General features: G+C 35.4%; 15 protein-coding genes. 1 reads left to right on the top strand and 14 read right to left on the bottom strand.

The window, feature by feature from the left end:
• Positions 1 to 2: 2 nt before the first annotated feature.
• The 9 genes from G6N79_RS12655 to G6N79_RS17570 form a co-directional block, all read right to left on the bottom strand.
• Entirely contained in the window at positions 3 to 278 is a 276-nt protein-coding gene (locus G6N79_RS12655) for an MmoB/DmpM family protein (RefSeq protein ID WP_103906197.1), read from the bottom strand.
• Between the two features lie 3 nt (positions 279 to 281).
• Positions 282 to 1,280 carry a ferritin family protein gene (locus G6N79_RS12660; RefSeq protein WP_103906196.1) on the bottom strand — a complete coding sequence of 333 codons (999 nt, stop codon included), beginning with the start codon at positions 1,278 to 1,280 and terminating at the stop codon, positions 282 to 284.
• 45 nt (positions 1,281 to 1,325) lie between these two features.
• Entirely contained in the window at positions 1,326 to 1,625 is a 300-nt protein-coding gene (locus tag G6N79_RS12665; RefSeq protein ID WP_103906195.1) for a phenol hydroxylase subunit, read from the bottom strand.
• Between the two features lie 120 nt (positions 1,626 to 1,745).
• Entirely contained in the window at positions 1,746 to 2,666 is a 921-nt protein-coding gene (locus G6N79_RS12670; protein ID WP_103906194.1) for a dioxygenase family protein, read from the bottom strand.
• Between the two features lie 33 nt (positions 2,667 to 2,699).
• The gene (locus G6N79_RS12675; protein ID WP_103906193.1) at positions 2,700 to 2,990 is read right to left on the bottom strand and encodes a muconolactone Delta-isomerase family protein; all 291 of its coding nucleotides are present in this window, start codon (positions 2,988 to 2,990) and stop codon (positions 2,700 to 2,702) included.
• A gap of 3 nt (positions 2,991 to 2,993) precedes the next feature.
• A complete protein-coding gene (locus G6N79_RS12680; RefSeq protein WP_103906192.1) occupies positions 2,994 to 4,115 on the bottom strand; it encodes a muconate/chloromuconate family cycloisomerase in 1,122 nt (373 codons plus the stop codon).
• A 164-nt stretch (positions 4,116 to 4,279) separates the two neighbouring features.
• The gene (locus G6N79_RS12685) at positions 4,280 to 5,170 is read right to left on the bottom strand and encodes an AraC family transcriptional regulator (protein ID WP_103906191.1); all 891 of its coding nucleotides are present in this window, start codon (positions 5,168 to 5,170) and stop codon (positions 4,280 to 4,282) included.
• 736 nt (positions 5,171 to 5,906) lie between these two features.
• The gene (locus G6N79_RS12690; RefSeq protein WP_103908025.1) at positions 5,907 to 6,788 is read right to left on the bottom strand and encodes an IS3 family transposase; all 882 of its coding nucleotides are present in this window, start codon (positions 6,786 to 6,788) and stop codon (positions 5,907 to 5,909) included.
• 23 nt (positions 6,789 to 6,811) lie between these two features.
• Positions 6,812 to 7,345 (bottom strand): transposase, encoded by a 534-nt coding sequence (locus tag G6N79_RS17570; RefSeq protein WP_146060690.1) that lies wholly within the window; start codon positions 7,343 to 7,345, stop codon positions 6,812 to 6,814.
• 519 nt (positions 7,346 to 7,864) lie between these two features.
• Here G6N79_RS17570 and G6N79_RS12700 point away from each other — a divergent pair.
• A complete protein-coding gene (locus G6N79_RS12700; protein ID WP_103905380.1) occupies positions 7,865 to 8,230 on the top strand; it encodes a cupin domain-containing protein in 366 nt (121 codons plus the stop codon).
• 898 nt (positions 8,231 to 9,128) lie between these two features.
• Here G6N79_RS12700 and G6N79_RS12705 read toward each other — a convergent pair.
• From G6N79_RS12705 to G6N79_RS12725, 5 genes are all read right to left on the bottom strand, one after another.
• Positions 9,129 to 9,749, bottom strand: a complete 621-nt coding sequence (locus G6N79_RS12705; RefSeq protein WP_103905379.1) for an NADAR family protein — start codon at positions 9,747 to 9,749, stop codon at positions 9,129 to 9,131.
• A 27-nt stretch (positions 9,750 to 9,776) separates the two neighbouring features.
• Complete coding sequence (locus G6N79_RS12710; RefSeq protein ID WP_103905378.1) at positions 9,777 to 10,826, bottom strand: phosphoribosyltransferase-like protein; 1,050 nt, start codon at positions 10,824 to 10,826, stop codon at positions 9,777 to 9,779.
• Between the two features lie 226 nt (positions 10,827 to 11,052).
• Entirely contained in the window at positions 11,053 to 12,366 is a 1,314-nt protein-coding gene (locus G6N79_RS12715; RefSeq protein ID WP_103905377.1) for a nucleotide-binding domain-containing protein, read from the bottom strand.
• The gene (locus G6N79_RS12720; RefSeq protein ID WP_103905376.1) at positions 12,366 to 13,463 is read right to left on the bottom strand and encodes an SAVED domain-containing protein; all 1,098 of its coding nucleotides are present in this window, start codon (positions 13,461 to 13,463) and stop codon (positions 12,366 to 12,368) included. The genes G6N79_RS12715 and G6N79_RS12720 overlap by 1 nt, the downstream gene beginning before the upstream one ends.
• A gap of 256 nt (positions 13,464 to 13,719) precedes the next feature.
• Positions 13,720 to 14,013, bottom strand: coding sequence for a hypothetical protein (locus G6N79_RS12725; RefSeq protein WP_103905374.1), 294 nt, complete (start codon positions 14,011 to 14,013; stop codon positions 13,720 to 13,722).
• Positions 14,014 to 14,087: the final 74 nt, after the last annotated feature.

The following is a 14,087-nucleotide window of genomic DNA, read 5'->3' on the forward strand; positions in this document are numbered from 1 at the left end:
TGCTAGTCCCAGAAAAGAGTGAAGTGGTCATAATCTTCATCTACATTTCCGGAAAGCGTAATCAAGATGATTTGTAATTCCTGGGTATCCCATTCTCTGCCAATCAAATCACTTACGGTTTGTGCATGGATTGTTAATCTTCCCGGCGTGGTAATTTTAACCATGGCGGCATCGTATTCAATGACGGTTGCCGGATTGTCCTTTTCGATAGCGGCAACCACTGCTTTGGATTCTTCAACAGCTTGAAGTGCCAAAAAAACTTTGCTTACATCTGCCATTTCTTAAAGGTTTAATCCGCTCTTCTTCAAACGGTCGGTTAATGTTGCTTTAATCTCTTCAACCACTTTTTCAGGTTCCGGAAATAAATTATTCGCTAAAGGAAGGACAGCTTTTTGTGCCTCCTCAATATATGTAGCAGCCCAATTTTCAAGTATGGTTTTATTTTCAGCCGATTCTTCGGACACGATTTTTATGGTAGCATCTATCCATTTGGTAGTTTCTTCAAACCAATCTGAGAAGAAGCCTGTTAACATTAAGTATGTTCCGGCATCCGGTTGTTTAACCAATTCCTTTTCGTAATGCGTAAAGAATAATTCATAAATGAATCCATCTGCTATCACGTTTTGTAGCATGTGAAGTTCGAACCAATCTTCTATCACAAAAGAATCTTCTGTCAATTTTCTTAAACCTTGCCAGGAAGGATCATTTAACCAATTGTTTCGTGCTATATCAAGGACTTCAACTTCATTTTCGCTGAATAGCAAAGCGATTTTGGTCAGTAATTGTGCTGTACCGATTTTATCTTCTGCCTGAAACATAGCCGCTGCTGTAAAGGAGGAACCATAACCTTCAGATACCAATTGCAAATTGTTCATATTGGCACCCCATTCATAATGACGCAGAGGCAGAATATTCGTAAAGAATTCTTCTTTCAAGGAAACTGGTATTTGATCCACCAAATTCTTTTTATCTATATAGGCGAAATTTTGTGTAGTGCTTTCCTGTTGTTTGGCCCTTGCTGCAACGTAACTGGAATAGTGAAATTGGCGTGGATCCAGAATTTTATACCAGTCACTCATTTTGATCGATGTTTTGCGCTCGTCGTATAATTCGTATTTCGGATTGTAAGTCGGTAGATAATGAAAATTTACGGTCGGTTGCAGATCATAAGTTGCTTCCTCATACCGGCTTGCAATTTTACCTTTACCAATTCGCCTTTCTACGTGTCCAAACGTTTCACGCTTGGCTTTAATCTGTATGCTTTTAATTTCTAATGACATAAGTTTATTGATTAATTGTTTATAATTGGGAAATCAGCATTGGTATTATTCAACCGAATCTTCTTCGTCTTCATATTCATTATCTTCGTCGGGCACTTCAGTTCTGGTTCCTAATACACCATATTTCCATTTGTATTTATCGTTTGCCACAGCCAGCAGCTGATCTTCTGTGAGAAAATTAACTTTGTTATTTTCACAGAATTCATTGAACTGCTTTTTGGGCAAAGCCAATTCTACATACATCGTTGGATCACCAACCGCAAAGTCAAATTCTACCAAGCCCCTATCAGTCTCATTGGTGATGTTTACATATTTCTCGAAGGGGACATTCAATTTTCTGCCCATAATTCCAAATTTTAATAGTTTCAAAATGGCCCTACTTTGCTATTGATTGCCATGCATCCTGGGAAAGGATTTGTCAATCCATATGAAAACAAGGCGGTTTTAATATTGCTATTAGTCTTTTTACGACACTAGGGCGACTCTCGTACGGTTGTTTTCACCTGGAGCTATTTCATCTCTATCTCGAACAATATTGAAATCAAAGTCGATAGAAGCATACCCCTCATTTATCCCTTTTTCTTTAGCCTGTTCGGCAGAAATTCTCGTAATCGGTGGAACCAAACCAGCTTTGTCTGCAAAGGCAAAATCTTGACCTAACAAAGCGTCACCTTCAATGTTGATCTGTGTGGTGAGTTTTCTGAATCCAGGTGCAGTAATGAAAAAGTGAATGTGCGCCGGTCTAGATCCGTGACGCCCTAATAATTGCATCAACGTATCTGTAGAGCCATTTGGCGGGCAGCTGTAACCAACCGGAACGAATGATTTGAATTGATATTTTCCATCTTTGCCCGTTCTGATTGATCTGCGTAAATTAAATTTAGGTTGCGTTTGATCAAAGTAAGAATACATTCCCTTTAGATTGCAATGCCAAACTTCTACCAAAGCACCTTCTACCGGATTGCCCTCTTCGTCCAGCACTGTCCCTTGCATATACAGTCTCTCTCCACCTGGTTCGGATTCTGTTTCCAATTCCGCATAGCTCAATGATTCTGGTGCACCAGCAACATACAATGGACCTTCTATAGTTCTTGGCGTTTTCAGTTCTAAACCGGCTTGTTTGTCTTCCCAATCCATTCTTTCATCCATGTAATGTTCTAAGCCGGTTCCGGCGTAAATAAGTCCCCATTCGTGGTTTCTCCCAGCACCGTTAAGCCAGTCCAATCCAATCCATAATTCTTCGCTGATCATGTTTAAATCATCGATAGCGTAAAACAAATCTTTCAATAATCTGGCTACGATTTCTTTTACTCTGTCGTTTCCTTTTCCTTCAACTTCAGTGTTTTTAATTTTTCTTAAAACCTGATCAATTAATTGTTTTTCCATTTTTCTAATTTTTTAAACTATTCTGGTTTTTGGTTAAATCAATGATTCTCTGATTGCGTTCGGGTGTTTGCACAAGCTTTTCACCTTGATATCCATATAGGGAAATAATGGTAACGAGCTTATGATTTGGTGAAATTCTTCCGGGCTATCCGCTTCGATGATACTCACGTTCGCATATTGTCCTGCAACTCTCCACAGGTAGATCCACTTACCTGACTCTTGCCATTTTTGAGAAGTTTCTTTTTCTCTGGCTAAATAATCGGCAAGCTTTTTTTCGCTCCACGATTCGGGGATTTTTACATTCATTTCTACTGCGTAAACCATCCTTTATTTTCTTTTATATTTTTCTACTTGATTAAGATCCAATTCCACCCCAATACCAGGATTTCGTGGCAGTATTAAGCCGAAGTTTTTGTAATTGATGGGTTTTTTGACGATATCATCGGTCAATAAATGGGGACCAAACAATTCTGTACCCCAGTCTAAAGTGGGTAGTGTTGCAAAAACGTGTGCAGATGCAGCAGTTCCAACACTGCCTTCGAGCATTGTACCGCCATAGAGTGATATTCCTGCACCCTGAGCAATGGCTGCCTGTCGAACAATATTGGATAGCCCGCCGGACTTCGCTATTTTCAAAGCGAAAACATTGGCAGCATGCATTTTTGCCAATTTGAATGCGTCTTGAATCGTGGCTACAGATTCGTCAGCCATTATTGGAACTTGAAAACAAGAAGTCAATCTAGACAAGCCTTCAAAATTCGATTTGGCTATGGGTTGCTCAATTAAATCTATTCCGGCATCTTGTAGTTTTTGAATCGCTTGTTTGGCAATGTGTTCACTCCAAGCTTGATTCACATCGACAGTAACTTTAATATCGGCTCCTAATTCTTTTTTGATAGCAGCTACGTGTTCGATGTCTTCTTTTGGATTTTTCCGTCCTATTTTTAATTTAAATACATTGTATTTTTTCTGTGAAATGCAGTTTTTGGCTTCTGCTATATCCTTTGCTGTATCTCCACTAGCCAATGTCCACAGCACTGGTAAAGTTTCTGAAATGGCACCACCCAATAATTCATAAACGGGAACTGCCAATCGCTTTCCTTGTGCATCTAACAAAGCGGTTTCAATAGCTGATTTGGCAAAATTGTTACCGCATATATGATTGTCAAGGATTTTCATGATTCCATTGATATTCGTGGGATCCTGACCAATGAGAAGGGGGGTAAAATAAGTATCAATAGCTAGTTTCATCCCTTCGGGATATTCATCGGCATAGGAGATGCCGCCAATCGTGGTCGCCTCCCCTATTCCTTCCACATCATCAGAACAGAACAGGCGGATGATCACCATCGATTGAACCCGCATTACGGCCATCGACAAAAGATGAGGACGAATGGTGGGTAGATCAACAATTGAAGTTTCAATTCCTTTTATAGTAATTTCTGCCATTGCTCTGCATACGAGAGAATTTTTAAGTTAAGGGGTTATCATACTCTTTAGGAGTGGTTATTTATTCTCTCTATAACAAACTTATCAGGTTTATCAGGTTGGTAGTTAGGACTATTCGTCTAATAGTAGGACAAATATGATAAGTATATCAATTTAGCGGATGGCTAGGATTTGATGTTCCGTTCTTTACGGAATTCATTGGGACTTATACCGACTTTTCTTTTAAAGACCCGTGCAAAATAACTTGGATCTTCAAAACCCAGAGAATAACAAATTTCATTGATGCTCTTTTCTATATCAGAAAGCTGCAATTGCGCTTCTGCGATATACACATCCATGATAATCTCTTTTGGTGATTTGCCTGTTACTGCCCTGCATATCCTGCTTAAATGTCCGGTGGTGATATTGATCTCACTCGCATACTGCTCAATTGTTTTCTTATAGGTTCCCGAGGTCCTAACCAATTGCGTAAACCTTCTGTAATATATAGTGGAGGTATTGTCATTGCTGAAAATACTAAGCTGTTGATTATCTGGCAACCGATTAAGCTGCACGATTATCTGTCCAGCAATATATTCGAGCATCAGCAATCTGCCCGTCTGTTTACCCTTATATTCTTGGATACAGTTGAGCATGGTCTGAAAAATAGATTCTGAATATTCACCGGAGGTAACCTGTATGATTCGGAAGGTCTCGAGTGCAGAAATCACATCAGCCTCCCGTTTGATCATGTGTTCCAGTACAGCATCGGAAAAACTGATAATCCAGCCTTTCTGTTCGCCCAAATGTTCAAATCCGTGCTCCGTATTTTTAGGGATGATTATTATGGATGGCCCGCGAACACTTATTTTCTCACGCTGATAGAGCAACAGTGTTTCACCCTGGATCAATAGAAAAATTTGGAACTGATTATTATGTGCATGCGGTTTTACCGTGTTGTTATTTTGTTTTCCAATAACACCAAAAGGGTATATGTAAACTAAGCCCTTGACAAAATCAATCGAATCACTCCCGTATAATCCTCCAAAAAAAGTTCTTTGCTTATTGTTTGACATAAATCACCTGATATTTACGTTGCTTTAAAATTAATAAAATAACCTAATATGATTTACGTATATCATGTATTTTTTTTAACGGAAAATAAGATTGGATAGGCTTAACTTTTGTACATTTACGTTAGTATCAATACCATTTAGATTTTGAGAACCATTCTTAAATTTATAGTAGCTTAATAGCAGCCTCATAAACCACAGGCTGTAAAATTCTTTTGGGGGTAACTCTACCCCTATTGGTTTCCTATTCATTTTATTCATGTCTTGGCAGCGTTCCTTTAAACAGGGAATTAAAATCCTACCTACGGTATCCATTCCTGTTGGTAATCCAACAGTGCTGCCACGACTTGAATAATATTCGATCCACAAAGAATATTAAACGGTATTAAGCATAATGACCCACGAAGTTCCAATATTCTATTCAGCTATATCTACTTTCACATCAGCTAACATTTTGAAATACCGGATATTTTGGTGTTGGATTAATTCAATAGTGCCTAAATGCAATATTTGGGCACTATCTTCACCAATGCTGGACCTTGTCTGAGGTGCATGCGTGGTGCGACCGTATTGTAACCGAGGTGAATACGTCCCATAGACACGCTCTCACCACGCTCTCACCACGCTCTCACCACGCTCTCATGTCGGACAAGGTCCTGTCTTGTCCTTATATAGCTATACAAATTATTGGATTAATTCTGAATTGATTATACAGGCAAATTTGGTAATACTATATGTACTATACAAACTCTTTCTGCACTATTGGATATTTTTTCGGTCTCCATCTCTTTCTCAGCGCACCTGACCTCATATGTGCCTGTTCAGGTGTGAGGTAATCACAGCTCGCGTGGGGCCTTAGGTTGTTGTATACCCTGATGTTCTCCCTGATCTTTCTTGTGGTCTCCCTCAGGCCACTCTGTGATGCGTAGAGGTCAAACTCCGCCTTCAGTATGCCGTTCACCCGTTCGGCTATCGCATTCTCATAGGGATCCCCGTTCTCGGTCATGCTGACCCCGATCCCGTTGGTGCGTAGGATATCCACATAGCCTTTGCTACAGTACTGCGAACCCCGATCGGAGTGGTGTATGAGTCCCTTTCCCGGATACTGCCTCTGCTGCAGTGCCATCTGCAGGGCATCGATACATCCCTGTGCCGAGAGGTCGCCCCTGAACGCCCAGCCCACTATCTTTCTGGAATAGGCATCGGTGACCAGGCTCAGATATCCCCAGCGCCGGTTGAGCTGTACATAGGTGATGTCGCTTACCCAGACCTGCTCGGGGCGCTCGACCGCAAGTTCCTTTATCAGGTTTCTGTACTTCTTCATCCAGTGCCGCGAATCGGTGGTGACCGCCTTCCTCTTCCTGACCCTGATCTGTAGGGAATGCTCCCTCATCAGGGCGAAGAGATAGTCGCGGCCGATCCTGATCCCATGTTCCTGCAGGGGGCCGGCGAGCATATGGAGCAGCTTCCGGGTACCGATCCTCTTCTGTTCGCTGCGTATCCGCAGCACGTGCTGCAGGATGATCTCGTCCTTCAGTCCGACATCCTGCACCCGCCACTGGCGGTCATAGTACGCATGCCTTGTTTTGCCAAACAGTCCGCAGATCAAACGGATCCCCATTGCTGGGGATTCCTGTTTGATCTTTACGACCGCTTGGCACCAGACTTTTTTCTGATGTCGATCTTGAGCTGTTCCTCGGCAATATCGATCATGGTATCCAATGCCCTGATCTTCAGGTTTGCATATTCCAGGGCCTTCTTCAGGGCCAGGATCTCTGCCTCTTTGGGGTCTACGGGTTTCTTGTTGGCCATATCATCGGGTTCTGGGGAACTAAGTTCGGTATTTTTCCCCTTATATTCCCTGACCCATCTGGAGACCGTACCGCAGGAGATATCAAAGGTGTTCCCCGCCCGGTAGGCGCTCATCCCGTCCTGGACCGCCCTGATCACTGAACGCTTCAGCTCGGTGGTATACCGCTTTGCCCCAATGGGCTGTCGCCCGAACTTCTTCATCCAGCGGATCAGGCTCACTTCGGAGACACCGTACTGTTCCATCAGGTCCCGGCGGGGGACCCCAAGTTCGATCTGATCCAGCATGTGGAGGATCAAACGCTTGTCGAATGGCTGCTTCTTACTGGTCCGCTCAGCGAACTCAAACTCTCTTTCTATTGTTTCCATACACTTTGTTTTTGTGTATAGCTTTTTTAGGATTGGACAGTCCATACTATATGAAATGGGATAAATGAATCATTAACTAAATACCTTGTTGATTATAAATGGTTTATCTTTAAAAAGCATAAAATAGCAAACTATGCTATAATCGCTTATTTTATATTCTTGCTTGAGCTGATTATCGTCGACAACGATAATATTATAAAATCAATGGAAGTTAGATAAATTCAACAAATCAAAAACTTTTAAACTTCATGTGTTTTCTATCCTGACTTAGGACAACCAACGGTTACTATAAAACCATTTGCATATAAGGTTTAAATAGAAATCGAAGTTTTAAGGTATAATTTTTGTAACATTTATTACAGCGGATTTCGCTGATTATTTGGAATTTAGAATGAATTAAAAATAATAATTATTCAAAATCTATAACGATTGACGAACGCACCAACATTATAACCTTTGAAGGAAATAACCTTGGGTTGCATTCTTAAAAAAAGTCTAATAGAAATAAATTGAATTATCATGGAATCAAATAGTTTTATGAAATATGTTGCGAATACTTCCTCGATGGATTGGAAGCCCTTGGTAGAGGAAAATGTTGATACACGAGGTATTTTTTACAAAGTCTTGCACTATGATGAAGAACAGAAAAGACCAACAACTTTTATTTTGAAGTTTGATGAAGGAGCATCGTATCCATTACACATTCATCCCGGTGGAGAAGAAGCATTTATTTTAGAAGGTGAAGCCTATTTTAATGAAACAAAACTAATCAAAGGTGATTATCTTTTTACACCTAAAAACTATAAGCATTCAGTTAGATCAGAAACAGGATGTCAGATTTTATTTATTGTTCCCGAAGAAGTTGAAATTGTAAAATCGAAATGATATTTCTGTTCACACCTTAGAAAACCAAGAGAGGAATCTTTTCTATGGTTGGAATCAAAAAACAAATTTTCACCAAGTCAAAAGAACTGCAATTCGTATTAGATAATCACTCAAAAAATAGTAACAATTTGCCTTAAGTAGAAGAAGAAAATTTTTGTTTTTTTCCTTCTCTTTAAGCGATCGGCATAACAACAACACTCCAATTACAAAATAAATAAAGCAACTCTTTTGGAGTTGCTTTTTTTGTGTTCCCGCTGGGATAATATAATTATATTTAACATTTTGATTTTCAATATGTTAATTTTTATGTTTTCTATAGGCACCAGTTAAGGCTGTAGTTTTAGTAGATATAAGAACTTCAAGAACAAATTTAATAAAATTCTAAACTTTTTTAGTATTGTATGACTTTCATCAAATTTATTAATTTCAAAAGCTTTACATTTTGAATTGATTTAAATAAATAATAGAGGTTCGAATCCCTTCCTCTCTGCTTAAATAAAACAAGACCAACTGAAAATCAGTTGTTTTGTTATTTTGTAAATTGAGGGGGAATGATTTGGGGAATGATTTTTAAATTTTTCCATATGCCTTGTTGAAATATTCTATAGCAAGCTTTTTTTTTGAAAGTTTTTTGTTCAAAAAAATTAAAGAAGTTAAAATTTTTGGTCAATATTTATAGGAGGGTTCTCATAGCATTGTGTTTATAACAGGATGCTAATTGGCGATAGTGGCGGATTAGAAAGCCAAAACTTTCAATTTTGCACTAACCTTAGCTACAGCCTTTTATTATTTTCTAAATTTATGAAAAAAGAAAATATAGAAGGCTGTTGCGACAAAAAAGGAGAAAATTCAAATTCTCCCTTAAACAGCCATTTCACCAATACGATGTTATATGCCGTTAATATGCATAGATTTCGTCCAAATCATTAATAAAATAATTTATATTTCTAATTTCTTCAATTGGATAATCATATAAATTAAATCCTGAGACAGCTAGAGGATAAATTACTGAATTTTCATTTAGTTCACCTGATTGAATTTTATATCTTAATTCCATTAGTAATCTACCTAAAGCATTTTTCCCTTCGAGAATATTTTTATTTTCAGTTGGAACAGCCCCCCAAACATCATCTCTTTTAGAGAATTCCACAATAATTTTATTATCAGTAGATAACAATAGTTCAGAGAATTTATCAAAATTCTGAATAAGTTTAATTTCAAGGCACCATCTCATTACCTTGAATTTTATTTTTTCCCAATCTTGGCGCACATATTGTTGGTATCTTCGACTAATTTTTTTTGCGTCCATCGGATTTTGTGTTTTAATTATTTCTTCTTGAATGCTAGGAAATAATGAAAATTTACAAGCTTGATATAATATTTCAGAACTTTGAATATTAACCTCATTTATGAACAACGTAAACCCTGGAGACATATTTGATAATTCTCCGAATTTGCCATCTGTTTTAGCAAACGTAATTATATCTTTAAAATTATATATTCTTATGTTCGCTTCCATATTGCTAAATTATGAAATAAATTTTATTTAACCTCTATTTGCAACGGGAAATAACGGTTTCCAATCGTGACCATTTACTTCCCACCAATATACTAACGGAGAATTGTTGGGAATATTTCTCCAAGTAAAAAAATGTGTACCTAATCCAAATATTTTATAATTAGGATTAATTAATCCTAAAGGCCTTATGTTTGGCTTAAGTTCACCTTGTATCATTTTTATTATATCGATTCCTTTTTCTGTAATTATATTTTCAAATTTAATTCTATTTTCAGGTGATGAAAAAAATACTTCTTTGAGTGGAGTATTGACTTTTCGAAAGGCATAATCTTCATATTTTGTAGCTTCAAGTCCTTCCAAATAACTATTTATCTTAGTGTTAGCTAATTTAATTGGTCTAGCAATATTTAATGATTGATTATTAAATTTAGCGTGATTTTGAACCTCGTAATTCCAAAACCAATTTATTTTTTTTGTTATTTTTTCGGAAAGTGTAGGAGTTTTTGAAATTCTGAACTTTTGAAATTCGTAGCCCCAAATATGAACACAAAATACACTAATAGAAAAGTTTATCTCATTGCTTTCTAATTTTTGTGCAAATGTTACTCCTTTCTCATCTTTTTCTGTTAAGAATTCTACGCAATGTCTCCCAATTGTACTACCAGATGCAAGAACATCATCGTAATAGATATAATTTTTTTTAGGGTATTCTAAGTATTTTTTATATGATTCTTGAAAGTTTTCTTCTAAGACTTCTTCCAATAAATTTAAAATTGCTGGTTGACTTTTATGTGCCAATTGACAATTTATAAAGTGTGTATCAATTAAAAAAGTAGTGACGTTTGTATAAGAATAAAGTTTTAAATAGGCTTTTATATGACTTAATAAATACTGTTTAGCCTTATTTCTTGATACATATGTTTCGGGTAAAATTTTATTTAATTCAGTTAATACTATTTCAGCATCTTCTCCAAATTGGTTTGCCCAATCAATAATATACTCTGTTGTAAGATTTATACCATCGTGATTTCTATAATCTTTAATAATTTCGTAAATATTATTAGCTAATTCGGTCATTGTTCTTGTTCGTAATTTAAAGGCATATAACGGGCCGTGTATTGGCGATAGTGGCGGATTAGAAAGCCAAAACTTTCGATTTTGCACTAAGCTAAGCAACAGTCTTTTATTATTTTCTAAATTTATGAAAAAAGGAAATATAAAAGGCTATTGCAACAAAATAAGGAGAAAATTTTAATTTCCCGCTTAAACCGCCATTTCGCCAATAAGATGTTGTGTGTAGTGTTTATTTTATGATTCGAACTTCAAAATTTTGAGAATCAACCTTAATATTATTCTTATAAATTTCAGCTTTTAATTTATGTATTCCTTTATAAGCAGCTCTCTCCCAATGAAAATTTATTTGTCTATTGCAATTATATTCCCATGTTTCATGTCCAAGGTCAGGAATTGCTCTAGCTTCATCTCCATCATTTTCGACTATCCATTTTACATCAAATGGAGGTGAAATTTTAGTATTTAACGTAAATCTAAGCCATAATTTTTTATGTACTCTAAGTTGTTTAGGTATATTTGATAATATGGGACCTAACGATTTATCTCTATGAACAGAAACTGAAATCGAACTATTTTCAATTAATGATTGTTCTTTGATACTACTGAAGTTTTTTGCTTCTTCTTGTATATTAAAGACCCAATTATAAAATTCAGTTGCTTTTTTCTCAGTACAATCATTTTTATATAGAACTTCAGATTTTGAGACAAACCTATCTAATTTTTCACTTAATCTAGTTATTTGATGTTGCAAACTTTTTTTAGAAGTAAGTTCAATTTGTGCCCTTATTGGGTTATATATTGTCCTATTATATTTTAATCTATTACAGATATTTGATAATGTTTCAATAAATGAAATATCATCTCTTGTTGAATTAGGAGAATAGCATTCAATTGCAAGTATAGATAAAATGAAGCCACCAGGTAAGTTCCAGTTAAGCCTAGATTTACAAAATCTTTTTAGAAGACGAACAATTTTTCGTAATTGAGCCTTTTCAACGTTAGTAAAAAATCCATTAGGACTTAATGTAGAAACTCTTTCAATAAACCACTCAGTTATTGCTTTGGGATTACGATCCAACCATTCAGTGCTAGCATGTTCAAATTTAGTTTGATTAAATTCTTCAAATGTTCTGTAGATTGCAAAGTCAACATGATATCCCTCAGTGTACCATACAGTGACTGCATTAGTTCTTGCTTCGGCAGGTTTACTGAAGTTAGCATTGTTTTTATTAATTGCTTTAGCAATTAATTTTCTAGCGTCTAATGGATTATTGGAAATGGAATCTGTCGGAAATATAACAGCTACATCAATATCATAATCTTTATCTTCAGATTGATTTGTTGTATTCATAGCAATACTTCCTTGTTCTATGAAAGAAGGAATTGGAAATAATTTATTTTCCTCTTTATTTATTTTCTCAATTCCTTTAATTATTCGCTGTATATTTTTGTTTTTATAATCACGAATTAAAGTCTTATCAATATCCTTTAATCTAACTCGATTGTTATAAAATTGATTAAGTTTTGAATTATAATTGAACATTAAAATTTTAAAATTTCAGAATTATTATTAGACATTAAAAGCGCCCACTTGTATTTAGGAATAGAATTTCTTGTGTAATTGTAAACTATAATATTAGGATCTGTTCTTTTACTAATCTTCCTACTTAATGATAATCCAAGTGAAACCGGACCAGCGTAAAAAATGTGTATATATTCTATATTTGAATCATTAATAAGTCTATCCAGTTCATTCCTAAATGTCATTGATAATGAGTCAATTTGATTCAAATATTTTATACTATCTAAGGCAGTTGAGTTTAATTTTATAGTTGTAAAATACTTGTGATTTTCCACTACTTGAAAAATTTCTGTATTTTCAATTTCATAGCTAATTTCAATTTTTATAATTCCATTTCTACTTTCGTTTTTTGAATTTAGTTTATCTACTGTATAAAAATTGATAGTTTCATTATTAACTCTTTCCAATTTAGACCACCTCGATAAACTTCTATTGTACTCGTAATAACTAATTTCAAACTTGTCAGCAATTGTATTACCTAAATCCCATACTAATGGAATGTGAGCCAAACCAAAATAGGCTATTTCAAAATCACGATAATTATCTGTAAGAGCTTTTATTCTTGATAAAATATCATTTTGGTATAATATAGATGCTTCAGGATATTCTAAAGTTCCATTTTTGTAAATCATAGTTTGGTCAATTTCAATTTCATGAATTTGAAACTCATCTGATGAAAAATTATCTAATTTTGAATAAATAGGCTTGATATAATCATCAATTGATTTATGAATTATTGCTATAAATATTTTTTTGGGTTTGTTAGATTTTGCTTCAGCTTTCTTGTAAAATGAATGTAGTAAAATCCCAAATGCTATCAGTAGAAGTCCAAAAATAATTGAAGTCCAGTTTATAGTATCAATTGAATAGTTTTCACTTAATCTTTTTTTACTTTCAATCTCTAGTATATGTAAAAATAACTCAATTATCCATGAAAATCCTTGTAAACCGTTTGTAATTAATATAATGCCTGCGCCAATAATAGAACGTACAATCCATCTTTCGATTGGTGGTCTTAAAAACGATAAAATTTTATTAAAAGCTTTATCTAAATTCATATTTTACCAATCTGAAAATTTTTTCATGTTTAATATTTAAGCAATATGTTGAATTTCAAGGATGCTTCTTTGTTTTTTAGTGGATTATCATAATATGGCTGATAACAGCTGGCTTTACAAAAGCTAATATACAAAAGTTTCTCCAATCCAGACTTTATTGCAATTTTTTGTTGGTAATCTGCTATCTCTTTTTTGCAATTAAAAAAATCGTTTTGATAAATTTTAACAGAAATATGTAAACTTATTGTAGGAAGAGTCAATTGAGTAAACTTATTCTAGGACGAGTCAATTGAGCAAGCGGAAATTGGGCAAGCCCTACTTTTTCGCCCTTCATGCTGCGCAATCGAGCTTTAAAGTATCCTCCAGGGATACTTTTTTTCTCTAGGGTGTAGTCTGAACGTTTTTTGGTATACTTCAAAGTATACCCATTTGAATGATCGTAAATTGAAATCATTTCTATCCAATTTGCTTTATTAGATTTCATGGATATTAAAAATCCATTTACAATTTTTGCCAATGCCTTTAAATTTTTGAAAATAAAACGATCCATTTTATATGCTCCCCCTCTCTTAACATCATGCTAGTCCAAATGTAATAACTTATTGATGAGTCGTTATATTCATC

Origin of the sequence: Sphingobacterium lactis (genome assembly GCF_011046555.1) — a bacterium.
GTDB lineage: Bacteria > Bacteroidota > Bacteroidia > Sphingobacteriales > Sphingobacteriaceae > Sphingobacterium > Sphingobacterium lactis.